General features: G+C 69.2%; 20 protein-coding genes. 17 read left to right on the top strand and 3 right to left on the bottom strand.

What is annotated here, in order from left to right; all coding sequences use genetic code 11:
• Positions 1–11: 11 nt before the first annotated feature.
• Together NFR49_RS06360 and NFR49_RS06365 are read left to right on the top strand one after the other, a co-directional pair.
• Entirely contained in the window at positions 12–689 is a 678-nt protein-coding gene (locus NFR49_RS06360; protein ID WP_251158771.1) for a glycerol-3-phosphate acyltransferase, read from the top strand.
• Between the two features lie 135 nt (positions 690–824).
• Complete coding sequence (locus NFR49_RS06365) at positions 825–1,730, top strand: hypothetical protein (RefSeq protein ID WP_251158772.1); 906 nt, start codon at positions 825–827, stop codon at positions 1,728–1,730.
• A gap of 142 nt (positions 1,731–1,872) precedes the next feature.
• Here the strand turns inward: NFR49_RS06365 and NFR49_RS06370 are convergent, their stop codons facing one another.
• Positions 1,873–2,757 carry a bifunctional hydroxymethylpyrimidine kinase/phosphomethylpyrimidine kinase gene (locus tag NFR49_RS06370; RefSeq protein ID WP_251158773.1) on the bottom strand — a complete coding sequence of 295 codons (885 nt, stop codon included), beginning with the start codon at positions 2,755–2,757 and terminating at the stop codon, positions 1,873–1,875.
• Between the two features lie 174 nt (positions 2,758–2,931).
• Here NFR49_RS06370 and purE point away from each other — a divergent pair, with 174 nt between their 5' ends.
• The 11 genes from purE to NFR49_RS06425 all read left to right on the top strand — a co-directional run bounded on the left by purE (position 2,932) and on the right by NFR49_RS06425 (position 13,341).
• Positions 2,932–3,363, top strand: coding sequence for a 5-(carboxyamino)imidazole ribonucleotide mutase (purE, locus tag NFR49_RS06375; RefSeq protein ID WP_135978061.1), 432 nt, complete (start codon positions 2,932–2,934; stop codon positions 3,361–3,363).
• Positions 3,364–3,404: 41 nt separating this feature from the next.
• The gene (locus tag NFR49_RS06380) at positions 3,405–3,854 is read left to right on the top strand and encodes a GatB/YqeY domain-containing protein (RefSeq protein ID WP_251158774.1); all 450 of its coding nucleotides are present in this window, start codon (positions 3,405–3,407) and stop codon (positions 3,852–3,854) included.
• Positions 3,855–3,864: 10 nt separating this feature from the next.
• Positions 3,865–4,674 carry a class B sortase gene (locus tag NFR49_RS06385; RefSeq protein ID WP_251158775.1) on the top strand — a complete coding sequence of 270 codons (810 nt, stop codon included), beginning with the start codon at positions 3,865–3,867 and terminating at the stop codon, positions 4,672–4,674.
• Positions 4,675–4,713: 39 nt separating this feature from the next.
• Positions 4,714–6,300 (top strand): amidophosphoribosyltransferase, encoded by a 1,587-nt coding sequence (gene purF, locus NFR49_RS06390; protein WP_251158776.1) that lies wholly within the window; start codon positions 4,714–4,716, stop codon positions 6,298–6,300.
• 302 nt (positions 6,301–6,602) lie between these two features.
• Complete coding sequence (locus tag NFR49_RS06395; RefSeq protein ID WP_251158777.1) at positions 6,603–7,634, top strand: hypothetical protein; 1,032 nt, start codon at positions 6,603–6,605, stop codon at positions 7,632–7,634.
• 189 nt (positions 7,635–7,823) lie between these two features.
• Positions 7,824–8,888, top strand: coding sequence for a phosphoribosylformylglycinamidine cyclo-ligase (gene purM / locus NFR49_RS06400; RefSeq protein WP_251158778.1), 1,065 nt, complete (start codon positions 7,824–7,826; stop codon positions 8,886–8,888).
• A gap of 173 nt (positions 8,889–9,061) precedes the next feature.
• A complete protein-coding gene (locus NFR49_RS06405; protein ID WP_251158779.1) occupies positions 9,062–10,156 on the top strand; it encodes a hypothetical protein in 1,095 nt (364 codons plus the stop codon).
• Positions 10,157–10,164: 8 nt separating this feature from the next.
• Positions 10,165–10,863 (top strand): ATP-binding cassette domain-containing protein, encoded by a 699-nt coding sequence (locus NFR49_RS06410; protein WP_251158780.1) that lies wholly within the window; start codon positions 10,165–10,167, stop codon positions 10,861–10,863.
• 147 nt (positions 10,864–11,010) lie between these two features.
• Positions 11,011–11,706 (top strand): response regulator transcription factor, encoded by a 696-nt coding sequence (locus NFR49_RS06415; protein WP_251158781.1) that lies wholly within the window; start codon positions 11,011–11,013, stop codon positions 11,704–11,706.
• A gap of 47 nt (positions 11,707–11,753) precedes the next feature.
• On the top strand, positions 11,754–12,887 hold the full coding sequence (locus NFR49_RS06420) for a sensor histidine kinase (protein ID WP_251158782.1): 1,134 nt from the start codon (positions 11,754–11,756) through the stop codon (positions 12,885–12,887).
• A gap of 37 nt (positions 12,888–12,924) precedes the next feature.
• Positions 12,925–13,341, top strand: a complete 417-nt coding sequence (locus NFR49_RS06425; protein WP_251158783.1) for a hypothetical protein — start codon at positions 12,925–12,927, stop codon at positions 13,339–13,341.
• A 196-nt stretch (positions 13,342–13,537) separates the two neighbouring features.
• Here the strand turns inward: NFR49_RS06425 and purN are convergent, their stop codons facing one another.
• Complete coding sequence (purN, locus tag NFR49_RS06430) at positions 13,538–14,155, bottom strand: phosphoribosylglycinamide formyltransferase (RefSeq protein WP_251158784.1); 618 nt, start codon at positions 14,153–14,155, stop codon at positions 13,538–13,540.
• Positions 14,156–14,350: 195 nt separating this feature from the next.
• A complete protein-coding gene (locus NFR49_RS06435; protein WP_251158785.1) occupies positions 14,351–15,403 on the bottom strand; it encodes a helix-turn-helix transcriptional regulator in 1,053 nt (350 codons plus the stop codon).
• Between the two features lie 253 nt (positions 15,404–15,656).
• Between NFR49_RS06435 and ptcA the strand changes: the two genes are divergently transcribed.
• From ptcA to NFR49_RS06455, 4 genes are all read left to right on the top strand, one after another.
• Positions 15,657–16,721, top strand: a complete 1,065-nt coding sequence (gene ptcA, locus NFR49_RS06440) for a putrescine carbamoyltransferase (protein ID WP_251158786.1) — start codon at positions 15,657–15,659, stop codon at positions 16,719–16,721.
• 75 nt (positions 16,722–16,796) lie between these two features.
• On the top strand, positions 16,797–18,236 hold the full coding sequence (locus tag NFR49_RS06445; RefSeq protein WP_251158787.1) for an APC family permease: 1,440 nt from the start codon (positions 16,797–16,799) through the stop codon (positions 18,234–18,236).
• A gap of 54 nt (positions 18,237–18,290) precedes the next feature.
• Positions 18,291–19,433: an agmatine deiminase gene (gene aguA / locus NFR49_RS06450; protein ID WP_251158788.1), complete on the top strand. Its 1,143-nt coding sequence runs from the start codon at positions 18,291–18,293 to the stop codon at positions 19,431–19,433.
• 85 nt (positions 19,434–19,518) lie between these two features.
• Entirely contained in the window at positions 19,519–20,922 is a 1,404-nt protein-coding gene (locus tag NFR49_RS06455; RefSeq protein WP_251158789.1) for an APC family permease, read from the top strand.
• Positions 20,923–20,946 lie beyond the last annotated feature (24 nt).

A 20,946-nucleotide genomic window follows, 5' to 3' on the forward strand; every position in this document is an offset into this window, starting at 1 on the left:
AAGGAGGACCCGTGATCGCGACAGTGTGGATATGGTTCTTCCTGGCATGCATCGCCGTCGGATATGTGTGCGGCATGTTCCTCACGGCCGACGTCGTGTGCCGGCTCGTGGTCCACAGGAGCGCGTTCGAGGTGGGGGACGGCAACCCCGGCATGGCCAACATCGGCCACGAGCTCGGTCGGGGCTGGGCCGCGGTCGTCCTCGTCGGCGACTGCCTCAAGGTGGTCGTGGCCACGCTCATCTGCTGGCACTTCCTCGACATCCTCCTCCCGCTGTCCGCCTCCCTCGCCGGCGTCGGCGCCACCCTGGGCCACAACTTCCCCGCGTGGCACCGCTTCCGCGGCGGCAAGGGCGTCTCCACCACCTGCGCCGCCATCATCCTGGCGTGGCCGGCGGCGGGCGTGGTCTCCTGCCTCGCGGGCCTCGCCGCCGTGGTGTTCGGCGGCTACCTCTGCTGGGGTGCCGTGGCCATCACCGGCGTCTACGAGTTCTTCTGCCTCCTGCAGCTCCTCATGGTTCCGCCGGCGATCCTCTCCGCCTACGTGAGCGCGTGGACCATGCTCGGCTGCGCCACGGTGCTCCTCGCCCTCATGGCGGCGGCGCACGCCCCCGCCATCCGCGGCATTGGGAGCGGGGACACGCCCCGGGCCTCCCTCTCCCAGAAGGTGCTGGGACGCCGGCATCCGTGACCGTCCCTCCCCGTCCCTCCCTATGGGAGTTGCGGGGATTGAACGTCCCGCACGGGCGCTGCGGGCCCGGTTGCCTACAATGGGCTGGTCATGGACGGGGCCGATCATCGATGGCACGACCGGGTGGGAGACTCGATGGCGCGTGAGAAGCGGAGCAAGTGGCTGACCGACGACGAGGTCGAGGCCCTGTTCGCCACGGTCGACGAGACCGGCCACTCCAACACCGCCACCGCCGAGAAGGAGCACCGCCGCCGTCGTCGCAAGGGCGTGGGCCTCGAGGTCGACCCCCTCTCCGGCAAGGACCCCTCCGGCTCCAACGTGGGCACCGTCATCGCCCGCACCGCTGTGGCGTTCGTCGTCGTGCTGCTCATCGCCATCGTGGGTGCCCAGGTGGGCTACGGCGTCATGCGCCGCTCCTCCACCGCCAACCTCACCGCCAGCGTGACGCCGCAGTCCGTGGCCTCCGCCCTCCAGGGCGGCGTGGAGTGGGGCAACGGCTTCACGCAGTTCCCCGAGGACTTCTCCGTGCAGGAGGCCGACGAGGCCACCGGCCGCGTGGAGGTCACCGTGGTGGACGTCACCAGCGCCAACGAGATGGAGGCCATGTCGGGCGGCTACATCCAGGCCACGGCCTTCGCCACCAACGCGCTGCTCAACCCCAACATCAACACCGTGATCTACCACATCGACGTCCACGACGGCGGAGACGGCAAGATCGAGAACGCCCAGCTCTTTGGCTTCCTGCAGCCCACGGCGCCGGTGAAGAACTTCATGACGTTCATCTTCACCAAGGCCACGTCCAAGTCGGGCGGCTTCAACATCTTCTGCACCATCACCGGCATCGACGGCCCCACCATGGAGCGCCTGCGCGAGAAGATCAGCTCCTCGCCGCTGGACTTCCTGGGCACCGACTCCTCGGATGCCGGGGACACCTCCGCCGACGGTGCCTCCGACGGCTCGGACTCCGCCGCCACGACCGACGCCGCATCCCCGGCGTCCGCGCCGGCCAAGGCGGCAGGGGGGTCGCAGCCGGCGGCCTGACGCCCCGTCGCTTTTTTGGCCGGCCACCCTGCCCCATAGCCGGGCCCCTGCCCGCCACATCACCGTCACCCAAAGGAGGGGCGGCCCGCGGTGTGTCCGCAGGCCGCCCCTCCCGTCACAGGCGGTTGCCGCCCCCGGGGCCTCAGGCCTCGAGCAGCCTCGCCACCTCGCCGAGCTTGGATTCGAAGCTCACGCCGCGCATGGCGTGCTCGGGCTGGTCCTGGGTGACCACCATGGCGTCGTGGACGAACCTGCCCGCGAAGTCCACGGCGTTGCCGAGGGACCGGCCGCACATGACGGCGGCCAGGAGGCTCGAGCAGAACAGGTCGCCCGTGCCGTGGAGCATGAAGGGCAGCTTCTCGCCGGAGACCTCCAGGGCCTCGATGCCGCTGCCGGCCACGTAGTTGCGGATCTGACCGTCGCCGTGGTCCACGCCCTTTACCACCACGGTCTTGGCGCCCATGGCCAGCAGCGCCTCCACGTTCTCCTCCACGAAGGCCTCGTCCACGTCCTGGCCCCGGTAATCGATGCCGGTGAGGATGGCTGCCTCGGTGAGGTTGGGGGTGAGGATGTCGGCGCCCTCCACGAGGCCCTTCATGGCCTCGCAGAGCTCGGGGGTGTAGGTGGGGTAGATCTTGCCGCCGTCGCCCATGACGGGGTCCACCACGCGCAGGGCGCCGGGGTGCTCGCGGTAGAGGCGCTGGATGGAGGCCACCTGCTCGGGGGCGCCCAGGAAGCCGGAGTACACGGCGTCGAGCTCCACGCCCTCCTTCTGCCAGGCGTCCAGGTAGGGCGACAGCATGTCGGTGGTGTCGAGCATGTAGAACTCGGGGTAGAGCGTGTGGGCCGAGAAGAGCGACGTGGGCACGGGGCACACGTCGCAGCCGGCGGCGGAGAGCACGGGGATGGCGACGCCGAGGGAGCACTTGCCGTAGCCGCAGAGGTCGTGCACGGCCCCCACCCGGGGGATGTAGGCGCCCTCGCGCTCGTAGAGGTAGACGTCGTTGGGGTTCGCAACGCAGGTCATGGGTTCCTTCTTTCAGACGTGGACTTATGGACCGACGTACCCGCACGATGCTACCCCTCGCGGGCCGCGGATTCACCCCTCGTTCAGGTGTTATCTTTGTCTGGTCGGGACGGGCCCCGGGTCGCGGGGCGGGAGAGGGGAGACGCCGTGGCACAGCCGCTGGTGGGCATCATCATGGGTTCCGAGTCGGACAGGCCGGTCATGGAGGCGTGCTGCACGCAGCTCGACGAGTTGGGCGTGCCCTGGGAGCTCGTGGTGGCCAGCGCCCACCGCAACCCCGCCAAGGTCCACGAGTGGGCCTCCACCGCGGCGGACCGCGGCCTCAAGGTCATCGTCGCCGCCGCCGGCAAGGCCGCGCACCTCGGCGGCGTCGTGGCCGCCTTCACGCCCCTGCCCGTGGTGGGCGTGCCCATCCGCACGAGCGACCTCGGCGGCCTGGACTCGCTGCTCTCCATGGTGCAGATGCCCGGCGGCGTGCCCGTGGCCTGCGTGGCCATCAACGGTGCAAAGAACGCCGCCATTTTCGCCACCCAGATCCTGGGTGCTACCATGGGCGGGTACCGCGAGGCTGTAGAGGGCCTGAAGGCCTCCATGGCCGAGGGCTGACACCTCGCCCAACCATCAAACCATCATCTAGGGAGCACCCTGTGGACAAGAGCCAGCTGCTCGACCAGATCAAGGACGCCATGCGTGCCAAGGACAAGAACCGCCTCTCCATCCTGCGCCAGGTCAACCAGGCCATGAAGCAGATCGAGGTGGACGAGCGCCGCGACGTCACCGAGGCCGACCTCACCGCCGCCGTCAAGAAGCTGCAGAAGGTCACGAAGGAGGAAGAGGAGGCCATCGAGCGCGCGGGCGCCGCCGGCCACGAGGAGCGTCTCGCCATGCTCCGCGAGCAGGGCGAGGTCCTCAAGGGGCTGCTGCCCGCCCAGCTCGAGGGCGCCGAGCTCGAGGCCCGTATCGACGCCATCATCGCCGGGGAGGGTCTCTCCACCAAGCGCGACATGGGCAAGGTCATGGGGGCGCTCACCCGCGAGACCCAGGGCAACTTCGACAAGCCGGCCGCGGCGGCCTACGCCGGGTCCAAGCTCTCCTAGGGAGGCGTCCGTGGCCAAGAAGCCCAAGAGAAAGTGGACTTTGCGGCGCAAGGTGCTCTTCTGCCTGCTGCTGGTGCTCGACGTGGTGCTCATCGGCGCCGCCCTGTGGTTCTGGTTCGACCGCATGGGCCAGGAGCGGACCGTGGCCGACCAGGTGGCCCAGGCCCAGACCCATGTGGAGGCGGGCACCGACGACACCCCGCCCAAGGTGGACTGGGCTGCCCTCAAGGCCGAGAACCCCGACGTCTGCGCCTGGGTGCAGATTCCGGGCACGCCGGTGAACTTCCCGGTGTACCAGGGCGAGACCAACGACACCTACCTGCGCACGGGCGCCGACGGCAACTACTCCCTGGGAGGGCTCATCTTCATCGACTCCCAGAACACGGGCCCGGACCTCACGGACCAGCAGACCATGGTCTACGGGCACCACATCAACAGCCAGGACCCGGCGAGCTCCATGTTCGCCTGGATCGACACCTACAACGACCAGCAGGTCTTTGACGAGCACCCCCTCGTGTGGTGGGTCACCGAGCAGCAGACGTGGCGCCTGACGCCGCTCTACTCCTACGTGCTGCCCGAGACCGACCACATGGAGGTGCCGCTGTCGTGGCCCACCGAGCAGGAGTTCCGCGACTACCTGCGCCACGACCTGTCCATCGCCGAGACGAGCCGGCCGGACGCCGACGCGGTCATCGACGCCACGGACCATGTGCTCACCCTTGTGACCTGCAACTACGACAAGTACGGCCGGGGACGCACCCTCGTGGTGTGCGTGCCTCAGCAGACCGTGGACGAGGCGTCCCGCACACCCGCGGCCTAGGGGAGGCCGGGGTCGGGGGACCTCCGGACGAGGAGAGAGATGCATCCTGTCAACACCGTGCCGGCCGCAGACGGCGACACCCTGCACGAGGAGTGCGGGGTCTTCGGCGTCTGGGCCCCGGGCCTCGACGTGGCCCGCATGACGTACTTCGGCCTCAAGGCCCTCCAGCACCGCGGCCAGGAGTCCGCCGGCATCGCCGTGGGCAACGGCTCCACGGTGCTCGTGCGCAAGGACGAGGGCCTGGTGGACCAGGTCTTCACCGACGCCGACCTCAAGGCCATGCCCGGCAAGGTGGCCTGCGGCCACGTGCGCTACGGCACGAGCGGCGGCGGCGGCTGGGAGGGCGCGCAGCCGCACCTCTCCACCATCAACGACACCATCATCGCCCTCGCCCACAACGGCACCCTGGTGAACACCGACGCCATGCGCCGGGAGCTCATCAACATGGGCATCCCGTTCCGCACCCACACCGACTCCGAGGTGGCGGCCAAGCTCATCGGCTACTTCACCCAGGAGACCCACCGCATCCGCGAGGGCATCGCCAGCACCATGGCCATGCTCGAGGGCGCCTACGCCATGGCCCTCGTGCGTGAGGACGCCATCTACGCCTTCCGCGACCCCGACGGCATCCGCCCCCTCGTGTTGGGCGAGCTGGCGTGCGGCAAGGGGTGGGTCGTGGCCAGCGAGACCTGCGCCCTCGATATCGTGGACGCCTCCTACGTGCGCGACATCGAGCCGGGCGAGATCGTCAAGATCAGCGACGACGGCCTGGAGAGCCAGCAGGAGTACCGCTCGGCAACGTCGTCCCCGTGCATATTCGAGCAGGTGTACTTCGCCCGCCCCGACTCCGTCATGGGTGGCGGCACGGTCTACTCGGCCCGCCGCCGTATGGGCGAGCGCCTGGCCCAGGAGGCGCCGGCCGACGCCGACCTCGTGATCGGCGTGCCCGACTCCGGCCTGCCCCCGGCGGAGGGCTTCGCCCGGGCCAGCGGCCTGCCCTTTGGCGAGGGCCTCATCAAGAACCGCTACGTGGCCCGCACCTTCATCCAGCCCACCCAGGAGCTCCGCGAGATGGGCGTGCGCCTCAAGCTCAACGCCCTCAAGGACGTCGTGGCCGGCAAGCGCCTCGTGCTCGTGGACGACTCCATCGTGCGCGGCACCACCATGGCCCAGATCGTCCGCATGCTGCGCGACGCCGGCGCCGCCGAGGTGCACGTGCGCATCAACTCGCCGGAGGTGCGCTGGCCCTGCTTCTACGGCATCGACACCGACACCCAGGACCAGCTCATCAGCGCCAACAAGTCGGTGGACGAGATCCGCGGGTTCATCGGGGCCGACTCCCTGGCGTTCCTGTCGGTGGAGGGGCTGCTCGCCTCCGTGCCGCCTGCGCCCGGCCACTGCTGCGCCTGCTTCACCGGCGACTACCCCGTGGCCATCCCGGAGGTCTTCTCCCGGGGCAGCTTCCTCGAGGGCTACGAGCCCACCAACCTCACGGACCCGTCGCCGACGGCCCTCATGAGCGTCCAGGAGGTGGCCGACGTCCTGGAGGTCTGCCGCGAGGAGTCCGAGAACGCCTGGGGCCACGAGGTCGTGGGCGCCTCCGGCCGCGGCGAGCAGGAGGGCTGAGGGGCCGGACCGCCTGCGGGGCCCGCGTCGGGTGCTGGCGGGTGCCGGGTCGCCCGCAGAACGTTCTGCGAGTGGGAACGACGCCCCAGACCGCCCGTAGAAGCTCTTGCGGGTACTTTTCCACCCGTAGAAGCTTTTGCGGGTGGCGGCCCGTCTCCAAGCCACCCGTAGAACGTTCTGCGGGTGGCGGTCCGTCTCGCTGTCCCCCTCCAGGGATCGCGGCGCCGACCTGACGGAAGCCGTCGGAAGGCGGTCGAGACCCGGTCGAAGTCCGGTCAGGACCGTCCTGTACCGTGGGTCCCATGAGTACCGTGCTGTGCGACCTGGGTGCTTGGATCGTATACGCCTCTCGAGCCCCGTTCACCGTGATCCCGAAGGAAGAGGCGACCCCCATCCTGCGCGACGCTGCGTGCGGCGCCCGGCAGGCGGAGGACCTCTGCCGGTTGCCGGCCTTCCAGGAGCTTCTCGACCTCGCCCACTGTCTGGCCGAGACGCCCCGGGACCGTCGGCTCATGGTGGACCTTCTCGTCACCGACGACCGGCGCCGCCATGGGTTGGACCTCTGCCGGCCCCACCTGCCCCCCAAGGGCATGGGGCCGTTCCCCCTGCTCCGCATGGAGGGATTCTTTGCCGAGGCGGGCGAGCCGTTGTACGTGGTGCCGCCCGACCTCTACCTGCTCATGCGGGCCCGGGAGCTGGACGTGGCCGCCCTGGCGATGGTTGCGACCACGCTGTGTTCGGCCTACGTGCCGAGGCCCGACCTAGGCGAGTGCCCGGGCAGACGCGAGCCCCTTGTGGGCAAGGCGGTCCTGGAGGGCTTCTCGGAGAACCTACCCTCCCGGTGCCAGGGGGCCTCCACGCTGCGCCGTGCCCTCGCCCTCACGGCCGAGGGGTCGCGCTCGCCCATGGAGACGGCCCTGAGCGTGGGGCTCTCCGCGCCGGGGTCCCTCGGCGGCTACGGGCTCCCGCTTCCCCGGCTCAACCACCGTGTCGACATCCCTCGGGAGCTCGGCAGGCTCATAGGGGGCCAGCGGACGATGTACCTCGACCTCTGCTGGCCCGAGACGGGGTGGGCGGTGGAGTACGACAGTGCGGCGCATCACAGCGAGGGGCTCGCCGTTGCCAAGGACCGTAGGCGCCGTGCCGTGGCCGACGCCCTGGGGATCTCCATCGTCCCTCGGGACAACCTCACGGTGGCGGACCCAGTATCTCTGGGCCTCGCCGTCGAGAGCCTCGCCGGCCACCTGGGCTGCCCGTTCTCCTGGGACCACTCCCTCTCGCAGGCGCGACGCGGGCTCCATGACCGGATCATGGGGCCCCACAGGTTCTGGTGAGGGGTCGAGGTGCGGGGCAGCCCGTCGGGGGTGCCGCCCGCAGAACCTTCTGCGGGCGGCGGCGGGCCTCAAAATCACCCGTAAAACGTCCTGCGGGTGGTGCCGTCCTCGATGGGACGGCCTGCCGTCTCGCGGGGAGGAGTCCCCCAATGGGATAAGGTTGGGGGAGCAGAGAGAGACGGGAGAGACATGAGCGAGCACATGAGCTATGCCGACGCCGGCGTGGATGTGGACGAGGGCGCCCGCGCCGTGGACGCCATCAAGGGGGCCGCGGCCTCCACAGACCGCCCCGGCGTCATGGAGGGGCTGGGTGGCTTCGGCTGCCTGTTCGACGCTGCGCCGTTCAAGGCCATGGAGCACCCGGTGCTCGTGAGCGGCACCGACGGCGTGGGAACCAAGCTGGCCCTGGCCCAGCGCCTGGGCCGCAACGACACCGTGGGCGAGGACCTCGTGGCCATGTGCGCCGACGACGTGGTGGTCACCGGCGCCGAGCCTCTGTTCTTCTTGGACTACGTGGCCGTGGGAAAGCTCCGTGCCGATGAGATGGCCCAGGTGGTGGGAGGTATCGCCGCGGGGTGTCGCAAGGCCGGCTGCGCCCTCATCGGTGGCGAGATGGCCGAGCACCCCGGCGTCATGGCCGCGGACGACTACGACCTTGCCGGCTTCTGCGTGGGCGTGGTGGACAAGCCCGCCATGCTGGGCAAGGACAACGTGCGCGAGGGCGACGTCATCCTCGGCCTGGCCTCGAGCGGCATCCACTCCAACGGCTACTCCCTCGTGCGCGCGGCGGTGACCGACCGCATGGACGACGCCGGCCTGTTGGAGCCCCGCGCCGAGCTGGGCGGCGAGTCGCTGGCGGACGCCCTGCTGGCGCCCACCGCCATCTACTCCGGCGCCGTGGTGCGGGCCCTCGCGGCGGGCGCCCCCGTGCACGCCCTGGCCCACATCACGGGCGGCGGCATCACCGAGAACCTCGACCGCGCCATGCCGGCCCACCTCGACGCCCTGGTGGAGCGCGGCGCCGACGGCTCGGTGGCCTGGGACGTGCCGCCGGTGATCGGCTACGTGAGCCGCGCCGCCGGCCTCACGGCAGACGAGGCCTTCAAGACCTTCAACATGGGCGTGGGCATGGCCGTGGTCTGCGCGCCCGGGGACGCCGAGAGGGTCTCCGCGGCCTTCGCCGAGCAGGGCTTCCCGACGTTTGCCGTGGGCCGCGTGGTGCCCGGCGAGGGCAAGGTGCGGTACACGGCGTAGGGAACCCGCCTCAAAAGATTGGCTGGTCAACGAGGGGAGGGGCCCGGGTCAAGCAACCCGGGCCCCTCCCCTCTGTGGCATTTCTGAGGCACAACCGTGGCCTGCTTGCGTATCGACGGTCGTGGAACCTCCCTTAATCTCACTTTTAAGTTAGACGACAGGAGGGAGTGGCCATGGGTCAGGTTCGCACGGTCGCCGCGGTGACGACGAGGACGCCGTGGATATACGTCCTCCCCGCCCTGGTGGCGCTCTTTCTCCTCCTTCCCTCCCTCTACCCCGAGGCGTCGACCGGCGGTGCCGACATCCTCGAGCGATACGGAGCGGAGAACTACATGGAGACGTCGCGCCGTCTTCAGCAGTGGAGGGACGACGGTGTGGACGGCGAGCTCGTGGCGCTGGAGGAGCGGGCCCTCGAGGCCCTCGGCCGCGCCCGGGAGGCGACCGACGACAAGGCGTTCTTCCGGGCGGCGGCGGACTACGAGAACGTCACGTTGGCCCTTGTCGAGCGCGGTGTGTGGGAGGACGACGAGCTCTTCATGAGGGCGAACTCCCTCAACGTCGTAAGGATCGCTGGGCTGGCAGAGCCGGTGGTCTACACCGCGGTGGGTGAGCTTCCGGCCCTCCCGTACCTGGCGTTTGTCTACGAGCAGGTGCCGTGGCTCCTGTGGGTGGGAACCCCGTGCCTGGTCGCCGTTGCCGGTGTGCTCTCCCGGACCAACGGGAGGCTCTTGGCCCTGGGTCCCTGCCAGGTCGTCGGGTCGCTCGGGTCCGGGTTGTTCTCCGGGCTGCTCTCGTGGGCCATGGTCATGGGGGCCTTCGTCCTCGCCGCCCTCGTCGTTGCCGCGCGAGGCGGGTGGGGCGACCCTGCCTATCCCGCGGTGTTCGTGCAGGGAGACCGGCTCGAGACGCTGGGGTGCGCCGACGTCCTCCTTCGGGCGTCCGCGGTGATCCTCGCGCTGTCCCTGTTCGTCGGGATGCTTGTGGAGGCTGCCTTCTCCCCGGTGGGCGACGGGCGTGTCCCCGCGGCCGTGGTGGCGGTCTTTGCCCTGCTGCCTATGGTGGTCGGGCATGACGGCGCCCCATGGGCACCGTGGTCCTACGTCCATGTGGCCCAGACCGCCGGTGTGTGCGCCTACTTCAACGGCGGGTCCCTTTCGGAGACGCCGCAGGCCTTCCCCTTGGCATTGACCGTCCTGTTCGGATGGGTGACCGGTCTGTCGGTCCTCGCGCTTGTCGGTAACGCCCTACGGCGAACGAACCGTCTTTAGGAGGTCCCATGTATCGCGTGGAAGGCCTGTCCATCTCTCGCAAGGGGCGCCCGGTCTTCAGGGGCGCGTCGTGCACGGTGCGTTCTGGCGAGGTCCTGGGACTTGTCGCCCCCAACGGCATGGGCAAGACCACGTTGCTGCGCTTTCTGGCAGGGACGTGGGCCCTCGGGTCGGCCTCGGCGGTGACGCTGGGCAACGACCGGGTGAGAGACCCCAAATCCCTCGGCCGGCACGTCTTCTACGTCTCGGGCGACAGGAGCCCGCTGTATCCCGGCCTGTCCCCGCGCCAGCACCTTCAGGCCGTGGGCCGCATCTGGGGAGTGCCCGTCGATGTGGGAGGTTGGGTCGAGCGGTGCGGAATGGGCGGGTACGCGGATGTCCCGGTACGTCGCCTCTCGAGGGGAATGGCCCAGCAGGCACTCCTCGCCGTGGCGTTTGCCGCGGGTCCCCGGTACCTCCTGCTCGACGAGCCCTTCAACGGCCTCGACCCGACGGCCGTGGGACGGAACGAGGGGATCGTGCGGGAGCTGGTGGAGAGGGGGGCCGGCGCCCTGGTCTCGTCCCACCTCCTCCCGCAGCTCGGCAGGTTGGCCGACAGGCTGGCCTATATCGATGGGGGAGCCATCCGTATCGACGGCCGGGTGGGGACGCCCGCGGGTGCGGAGGAGCTGTACCGGCGCGTATACGGGGAGGTGAGGGACGGGTAGCGCCGGTGCCGTCACCGTGGCAGACACCTTCAGGCGCGGTGCATATCGGGTCTACCGATATAAATACTTTCATGTAAACTGAATCAACACCGATCGATCCTGGCGCCGGCCGGCGGATGGCCGGTGCCTCCCGGCACGAGGGAAGCCATGGCCACGGTCTGCGTAGTCGACGACAATCCGGAGCTGCTCGACCTTGTCGGCGCGTTTCTCGCCAACGACGGGTTCGACGCCCGACTCTTCCCTACGGGGGAGGACTTCCTCGCGGCCCTTGAGGATACCGCCCCCGACCTCGTGGTGCTCGACCTCATGCTCCCGGGCCTGGATGGTTTTGAGGTGCTGCGCCGGGTGCGTGGGCGGTCCAGCGTCCCCGTGGTCATCCTGACCGCCTGCGGGGATGACGGGGACTACTGTCGCGGTCTGGCCCTCGGCGCCGACGACTACGTGGCCAAGCCCTTCAAGCCCCATCTCCTCATGGCGAGGATCAAGGCCCTGCTCCGACGGGTTGACTACGACCGCCCGGAATCCGCTGTCGGGCAACCGGTGTCCCTTGGGAACGTGGGGTTCGACCCCGCCCGAAACCGGTTTGTGGTGGGGGACAGGCCCCTCGGGCTGACCGCCCAGGAGCGCCGTCTTCTGGGCTTCTTCCTCGAGCATCCCGGGGAGGCCCTGTCGAGGGACCGTCTCTTGGAGGCGGTATGGGGCTTCGAGGAGGGCCGGGTCACCCAGACGCGGGCTGTCGACGAGGCCAACCGACGACTGCGAAAGAAGCTGCTCGCCGCGGGGGCCACGGCCTACAACCGTACGGTGCGGGGCGTCGGCTACGAGTTCTCGGACGGCCGGTGACCGCCGTGGGGCCCTCGGATAACGGCCGTCGGCCGGCCCGCGGCCTGATGTTGTTCGCCGCCGTCTCACTCGCGTGCGTCATGGTCTTCCCGGCCGTATATGTGGCGTTGGAACACGGATCCGTCGAGGCCCAGGCCCGGGAGGCGTTGTTGACGGCGGTTGCGGGGTCGGAGCCCGTCGACCCCGGCCTGCCGCCGGTCATACGGGTCGACCTCACGGTGCCCGGAATGGGGGACGCGGAGACGTACGGCTACTATCCGGCGCTGACCTCCCATATCAAAGATGCCGGTATCGCCCCGAGCGACGGGGTGCGGCGGTTCGAGAGCGACGGGAGGACCCTCCTCTACGTCGCCGAGGGGACGCTCAACCCGCAGGCTGCGGACCACAGGGTGTCCAGCGCCTTGGTCGTGGACGTGACGCCCCAGCTCTCGGTCGTCGGTCACACGGCAGCCGCCCTGTTCGCCCTGTCGTTCGTGGCCGCGGGGTGCATCGCCGTGCTCGGGTGCCGTCTGGCGAGGTCGAGCAGGGACCACGAACGGCGCCTCAACGAGTTCTTTGCCAACGCGTCCCACGAGCTCAAGACCCCAATCGCCGTGATAGACGGCTACCGGGAGGCCATGGTGGCCGGAGTGGTGGACCCGCGCGAGGGCCTTCCCGTGGTAGAGAGGGCCGTCGACTCGATGAGGCGGCAGGTGGAGGACATCCTCGCCCTCTCGAGGGCCGACGCCGGCGCGCTGAGGCCGGTGATGGAGCCCGTGGATGCCCGGGAGCTCGTCTGCGACGTGTTGGAGGACCTCGACATGGTCGCCGATGGGGAGGGCGTCTCTGTCTCCCTCGATGACCCCGGGACGCTCAGGGGCGAGACCGACGAGCGCATGTTGGCGGCCATGGTCACGAACCTCGTGACCAATGCCATACGTCATGCGTCCGAGCGCGTCCGGGTCTCCGTGACGGCTGAGGAGGGTGCCCTCCGGGTCGTGGTGGCAAACGACGGCGAGACCCTTTCTCCCGAATCGGCGGCCCGGGCCTTCGACCGCTTCTACCGCGGTGAGGGAGGGTCCTGCGGCCTCGGGCTTTCCGTGGTGGCTGCCTATGCGACGGCTCTGGGAGGCGAGGTCTCGCTCGGTGTCGAGGAGGGTCTGACCGTTGCAAGGTTGACCATAGCTTTCAACGGATGCTAAAAATAGTAAAAGCGTTCAAGACAAGGGGCGTGATGTCATGAAGTCTGCCGCTGTGGTTCGCTCCATGGTCCCCGGCCTTTGTGTGGCCGTTGTCGGCGCCGTCTGCATGGGGTGGTACGGCCAGGGTGTCTTCGACCACCTCACGCTCACGACGGGCGACATCCTCTGGCGCGGTGTCGTTTCCTTCTTGGGCAACCTGCTGTGGGTGGGCCTGGGGATGGCGGCGGCCCAGCTGGCTCCACGGCCCCAGGAGCGGAAGGGTGCCTTGGGCGTCGTTCTCATCGTGGTCGCCGCCGTCCTGCTTGCGGCCTGTGGGGCGTTCCGCGTGTGGGCCGAGTTCGAGCCGGCGATCGGCGGCGTGCACAGGGCCCTCATCATGGGGCATCCCGTGGCGCTGCTCTTCATGCTCGACGGCGCGCTGCTGGGTTATGGCATCAAGCTGGTGCGATCTTGATATGAGGGCGGGGTGCCCGACGGCGGAGGCCGTTGCCGGGCACCCTTTTGCGTTGTGCTCTACAGGGGCTCGCCTCCCTTGCGGAGCCTCGAGGTCCGAGCGCAGGGAGGGACAGGTCTAACGCCGGAAATCGCCCGAAAAAAGGCGTTAGGGCAAGGCCGTGGCGCCGCGCCGGCTGCCTCCGTTCGCCGCCGCCCTACTCGGCCCCCACCACGTGCACCCGCCCCAGAGCGTCCATCTTCACGCGGTCGGCGGCCAGCCAGCGCAGCACCTCGGGGTAGAGCTCGTGCTCCACGGCGTGGATGGCGGCCTCCAGGTCGTCGACGGACCAGCCCTCCTCCACCGCCACGGGCCGCTGGGCGATGATGGGCCCGCGGTCGTACTCGGCGTTGGCCACGTGCACGGTCACGCCGGTCACCTTGACGCCGTAGTCGTAGGCCTTCTCGATGGCGTGGGCGCCGGGGAAGCTCGGCAGCAGGGCCGGGTGCAGGTTGATCACCGAGTTGGGGAAGCACGCGAGCACCGCCGGGCCGATCTTGCGCATGTAGCCGGCCAGCACCACGTAGTCCACGCCGCGGGCCTTGAGCTCGGAGGCGATGACCTCGTCGGCCACCTGGGGGTCGGCGTAGACCTCCTTGGAGAGGGCCATGACGGGGATGCCCGCCTTGGCGGCGCGCTTGAGGCCGTAGGCCTCGGGGCGGCTGGAGAGCACGAGCTCGATGCTGGCGTCGAGGCTGCCCTCCTCGACGGCGTCGATGATGGCCTGGAGGTTGGTGCCGCTGCCGCTGATGAGGACGGCGAGCTTGATGGTCATGGGCGCTCCCTGGGTCTCGTTGGCCTCTGCCCTGCCAGTATAGAGGGACCGCCGCGGAGGACGGGGCCGGGCGTGCGGCTGGGGGCGCTCCCGGCGCGAGGGCCGCTCGGTCCCGGGGCCCGGATCGTCCGGCAACCATAACCTTCGCAATAGGAGAAGTGACAGATGGGCCAGGCACCGCTGTCACGCGCCGCCTCACTCGCTCCAGAAGAGCTCCTTGAGGTCCGCGCGGTTCTCGGCGTCGCACTTGCGCACGATGTTGTGCACGTGGGTCTTCACGGTGCCCACGGAGACCACGAGCGTGTCGGCCATCTGCTGGTTGGTGCGCCCGGCCAGCACGAGCCCCAGCACCTCGCGCTCCCGGGCCGTGAGGCCGTGGGCCGAGGCGAATCGCGGCATGAGCTCGTCCACGTGGTCGGAGAAGGTGTCGCCGGAGGCCGGCGGCACGGCGGTTGCAGGCGCCGCCGCGGCGACCGGCTCGGCCGCCGGCGCGGTGGCCGCAGGTGCCGCCGGTGCGGGTGCCGGCGGCGCCGCGGGCGTGGCCGCCAGGCGGAACGAGATCTCCCTCCAGGCGATGCGGTCCAGGGCTGCAGCCAGCACCACCATGAGCACGTTCTCGCAGAAGTTGCGCTCGGAGAGGTAGAGGGGCAGCCCGCCCGCCTTCGCGGGCTCCATCGCGAGGATCACCGTGGCGTCCTCGGCCACGGTGAGCGCCACGCCCGCCATGAAGAACAGGAGCAGCCGGCGGTGACGGCCTATCCAGGCGCGCTGCTCGTCGGTGGGGGCGGCCCGCCAGGCGTGCCAGGCAAAGAGGCCCATGCCTATGCAGAACACCTGGCGGCAGGTGTAGAAGAGGAACTGCCGGAGCGCCCCGTAGGGGAGGAGTGCCAGGCAGGCCACCTGGGCCGCCGCGAACAGCGCCACGGGCACGAGCAGGCGCCGCCGGGAGTAGGCGTCCACGGCCGTGAGCACCCAGGCCCAGAGCGATCCCCAGAGCACGCAGGCGATGGCCACGCGGGCCACGGGGTAGGTCACGGCGTAGTAGGCCTCGGCGGGGAAGGCCACGTTCTGGTGCAGGTGCTCGTCGAGGAATATGACGCCGAGCTCCACGAAGTAGGCCGAGAAGAACCAGCCCGCGGCCACGAAGGCGCGGCTCCGCTTGACGCTCCACGCCATGGCCTGCAGGACCGTGGAGACGAGGCACACCGCGAGCACGGCCAGAGTGTAGGCGAAGAAAAAACCGTCCACAGGCGCCCCCTTCCCGCTGCGGGTCCGGTTTCGAGTCTAACGCATAGTCAACCGTCGGTCTGTGCGGCTGAACAAGACCTAAACCTAGGTCGGCGAGCGGCATGCCCGGGGTTTATCTTGGGTTGATTTCAACGAACGGTCTCTAAACCCCAAATAACCTCGACGGATTCGCATATCAGACCGCATAGTCGGGCCATGGACAGACGGCGGGCGCCAAGGGCCCGCCCCACTTCTAGCAGAGAAGGAGCGCACCATGGCCGCAGGGTTCCCCAAGGACTACATCGACTCCAACGACCTCACCAAGGAGCAGATCCTCAAGATCGTGGACCTCTCCATCGCCCTCAAGAAGTGCATCAAGAACGGCTACTACCCCCACCTGCTCCAGGACAAGACCCTGGGCATGATCTTCCAGCAGGTGTCCACTCGCACCCGCATCTCCTTCGAGACGGCCATGACCGACCTCGGCGGCCACGCCCAGTTCTACGGCCCCGGCACCATCCAGCTCGGCGGCCACGAGTCGGTGGAGGACACGGCCCGGGTCATGGGCTCCCTCGTGGACATCCTCATGGCCCGCGTCGACCGCCACAAGGACGTCGCCGCCCTCGCCAAGTACAGCCCCGCCCCCGTGATCAACGGCATGAGCGAGTTCAACCATCCCACGCAGGAGATCGGCGACCTCATGACCATGATCGAGAACCTGCCCGAGGGCAAGAGGATCGAGGACTGCAAGCTCGCCTTCATCGGCGACGCCACCCAGGTGTGCGTCTCCCTCATGTTCATCTGCTCCAAGATGGGCATGGACTTCGTGCAGTACGGCCCCAAGGGCCACCAGATCACCGACGGCGGCCTGCAGGTCGACTCCGACATCGACCTCCTCGCCATCGGCGAGGCCAACTGCAAGGTCTCCGGCGGCACCATCACCATCTCCGACGACCCCGAGTGCATCAAGGGTGCTGACTTCGTCTACACCGACGTCTGGTACGGCCTCTACGACGAGCAGGTCGACGGCGCCTCCTACATGGACGTCTTCTATCCCACCTACCAGGTGACCATGGACATGATGAACCTGGCCGGCCCCGACTCCAAGTTCATGCACTGCCTGCCCGCCACCCGCGGCGAGGAGGTCACCGACGAGGTCATGGACGACCCCGAGCGCTCCCTCTGCTGGGTCGAGGCCGAGAACCGCAAGCACTCCATCCGCGGCCTGCTCGCCACCTTCTGCCCCTGGAACGTCGTGACCGACGAGGTCGACGCCGCCAAGCAGCAGCTCGTCGGCGCCCTCGAGGCCATGGACCTTCCCGTCTCCTCCGTCGAGTAGGCCCATCCCCGGGGCCCGGCCGCACTGCCTCCGCGGCCGGGCCCCTTCCCTTCCTCAAGAGAAAGGAGGAGCGCCGTGGCCGGCAAGAAGTTCTCGTTCCTCGACGTGATCCTCTCCGTGATCTGCGTCGTCTTCGTGGCCGAGGCCGCCGCCCCCGCGGCCGCCATCGGCAACGCCCAGTTCTTCTGGTGGATCTTCCTGATCGTCACGTTCCTTCTGCCCTACGGCATGGTGGTGGCCGAGCTCGGCACCACCTACGACTCCGACGGCGGCCTCTACGACTGGGTCCGAGACGCCCTGGGGGACAAGTGGGGCTCCCGCGTCGCCTGGTACTACTGGATCAACTTCCCCCTGTGGATCGCCTCGTGCGCCACGCTCTTCCCCGACATCATCGGCTTCGTGACCGGCATGGAGTTCACGGTGCTCGGCAAGCTGGCCATCGAGCTGGCCTTCGTGTGGATCGTCGTGCTCATGGCCACGTCCAAGGTCTCCGACTCCGCGTGGGTGCTCAACGGCGGCGCCATCCTCAAGGTGGCCATCGCCGTGGTGGTGGGCTGCCTGGGCATCTGGTACGCCACGGCCAACGGCTTCGCCAACGACATGAGCCCGGCCACGTTCCTGCCCGACCTCACCAACGTGAGCGCCCTGACGTTCCTGTCCATCATCCTGTTCAACTTCATGGGCTTCGAGGTGGTCACCACCTTCGCCGACTCCATGAGGAACCCGGAGAAGGACATCCCCAAGGCCATCATCCTCGGCGGCCTCGCCATCGGTGCCATCTACCTGTTCTGCGGCTTCGGCATCGGCGCCGCCATCCCCACCGCCGACATCGACCCCGACTTCGGCATGATCCTCGCCGTCCAGACCATGGTGGGCGACTCCCCGCTCTTCGCCGTCATCTGCATCGTGTTCCTGGTGACGCTCTTCGCCAACATGGCCAGCTGGTCGTTCGGCGTGAACTTCGTGGCCGACTACGCCGCCAAGCACGGGAACATGCCCAAGGTGTTCGGCATCGAGTCCAAGAAGACCGAGATGCCCAACGGCGCCAACGTGGTCAACGGAGTCGTGGCGAGCCTCGCCCTCATGCTGCAGCTCATCCCCGTCGACTTCATCTCCGACCAGATCTTCTGGATGCTCTTCTCGATGAACGTCGTGTTCCTGCTCATCAGCTACATCCCGATGTTCCCGGCCTTCCTCAAGCTCCGCTCCGTCGACCCCGACCGCCCGCGCGTCTTCACCTTCCCGTTCAAGGGTGCGGCCATGAAGGTGGCCCTCGCGGTGCCCGCCATCGAGCTGGTGCTGTCCATCGTGGCCACCATCGTCCCGCTCAACGGCTCGGCCGACGAGCTCTCCAAGGTCCCGATGCTCGTGGGCGTGCTCATCTTCGTGGCCCTGGGCGAGGTCGTGCGCATCGTCTCCGCCCGCGGCCGCGCCGAGGAGTTCGCGGGCCTCACCCCCGAGCTCGCCGCGGAGCGCCTGGCCGACGAGGCCGAGCACGGCGAGGACCACCAGTAGCCCCGTCGACCCCGACGGTTCCCGACCTGCCTGACCCATCGAAAGGAGTCCCCCATGAAGGTCATCCCCGAGTCCGTCTCCACCCCCGCCGCCGACGGCTTCCACATGCCCGCCGAGTTCGAGCCCCAGGACCGCGTCTGGATGCTCTGGCCCCGCCGCACCGACACCTGGAGCTTCGGCGCCAAGCCGGCCCAGGCCCAGTACGCCCAGATCGCCCGCACCATCGCCCGCTTCACCCCGGTCTACGTCTGCGTGAACGAGCCCGACTTCAAGAACGCCCAGGCCGTGTTCGACGGCGTCGACAACGTCCAGGTCATCGAGCTCACCTCCGATGACGCCTGGATCCGCGACACCGGCGCCACCTTCGTGGTCAACGGCGCCGGCGAGCTGCGCGCCGTGGACTGGCACTTCAACGCCTACGGCGGCCTCTACGACGGCCTCTACTTCCCGTGGGACAAGGACGACGAGATCGCGTCCAAGATGGCGGGCATCGTGGGGTGCGACCGCTACCGTCCCGAGGAGTTCATCCTCGAGGGCGGCTCCATCCACGTGGACGGCGAGGGCACCTGCCTCACCACCGACATGTGCCTGCTCTCCCCGGGCCGCTCCGCCTCCGTCAACGGCCTCGAGCCCTGGAGCGAGGAGCTGCGCGCGTGGTGCGAGGAGAAGCTCCGCGCGTACCTGGGCGTCGAGAAGGTCCTCTGGGTCAAGGACGGCATCGACCCCGAGGAGACCAACGGCCACATCGACGACGTGGCCTGCTTCGTGCGCCCCGGCGAGGTCGTGGTGATCGACACCGACGACGAGGACTACCCCTTCTACAAGGAGGCCAAGGCCGCCCAGGCCACCCTCGCCGCCGCCACCGACGCCCGCGGCCGCACCCTCAAGGTGCACACCCTCTGCCTGCCCAAGAAGCCCCTGTACATGACCCAGGAGGCCTGCGACACCATCGACGTCGACGAGAACGCCGAGCCCCGCGTGGCCGACGAGCCGCTTATCGCCAGCTACCTCAACTACCTCGTGACCAACAAGGGCGTCATTGTGCCCCAGTACGGCGACGAGAACGACGCCCTGGCCATCGAGCAGCTCCAGGCCATCTACCCCGACCACGAGGTCGTGGGCTGCCAGAGCTGGGAGGTCGTCTACGGCGGCGGCAACATCCACTGCATCACCCAGCAGCAGCCGAGCGTCGCCTAGGGGCGGTCCGGCCGAGGGGCCCATCTGACAAGGGGCCCGCGCCTACCCGTCGGCGCGGGCCCCCATACCTTGGGAGGAGGCCGCCATGCCGGCCAAGAGGTTCTCGTTAGTAGACGTGGTGTTGTCCGTGATCTGCGTGGTCTTCACCATCGAGGCGGTGGCGCCGGCGTCGGCCATGGGCAACGTGCAGTTCTTCTGGTGGGGCGTGCTCATCGTCACGTTCCTTTTGCCCTACGGCATGGTGGTGGCCGAGCTCGGCAGCACCTTCGACTCCGAGGGCGGCCTCTACGACTGGGTGCGCTCGGGGCTGGGCGACGCCTGGGGGTCGCGCTGCGCCTGGTACTACTGGGTGAACTTCCCCCTCTGGATCGCGAGCGTGGCCTGCATCTTCCCGAGCGTGCTCGCAGGCGTCTGGGGCGTCGCGCTGCCGCTCTGGGCGCGCATAGGCGTGGAGCTCGTCTTCGTGTGGGGCGTCACGTGGGCCGCGTGCTCGCCCGTGAGCGACGCCGACTGGATCCTCAACGGCGGTGCGATAATCAAGGTGTTCATCACGCTCGTGGTGGGCGGTGTGGGCGTGTGGTTCGCGGTGGAGAACGGGTTCGCCAACCCCATGGGGCCCGAGACCTTCCTGCCCGACCTCGCCAACCCCGACTCGCTCACGTACCTCTCCATCATCCTGTTCAACTTCATGGGCTTCGAGGTGGTGGCCACCTTCGCCGGGTCCATGGACAACCCCCGCCGCGACATCCCCGTGGCCATCGTCGTGGGCGGCGTCACCATCGCGGCCGTCTACATCCTGTGCGGCGTGGGCATCGGCGCGGCCGTGCCCACCGAGGCGCTCAACCTCGACTCCGGCATCGTGGACGCCGTGACCGCCATGGTGGGCGGCTCGTCGCCCCTCGTGTGGGCGGTGGGCGCCGCGTTCCTTGTCACGCTCTTCGCCAACATGGTGAGCTGGTCGTTCGGCATCAACTCCGTGGCCTGCCGCGCCGCCGAGGACGGCAACATGCCCCGGCCCTTCGCCCGGAGGTCCGCCGCCACCTCCATGCCCAACGGCAGCGCCCTCATGACGGGCGTCGTGGCGAGCCTGGTGCTCCTGCTCCAGGTGCCCCTCGGCGAGGACTCCGAGGTCTTCTGGGTGTTCTTCTCCATGAACGTGGTGTTCCTGCTCCTGAGCTACCTGCCCATGTTCCCGGCCTTCGCCCGGCTGCGGCGCACCGACCCCACCGAGCGCGTGTTCCGAGCGCCGTTCGGCGGCCGCGCCCTCGCCGCGGTGCTGGCGGCTCCCATGGTCGAGATCGTGCTCGCCGTGGCGGCCACGGTGGTGCCGCTCGGCCCCGGGCCCGACGAGGCGGTCAAGCTCCCGTTGCTCATGGGCACGGCCGTGCTGCTCGCGGCCGGCGAGGCCGTGCGGCTGGCGTGCCGCCGGGGCAGGTCCCGGGGCCGAGCGGCCGGCACGGGCGCGGGGACGCCGGCGCCGGGCGTCTGAGCCCGGTGCCCGCCATGGCCGCCG

Origin of the sequence: Caniella muris, assembly GCF_943193035.1 — a bacterium.
GTDB lineage: Bacteria > Actinomycetota > Coriobacteriia > Coriobacteriales > Atopobiaceae > Granulimonas > Granulimonas faecalis.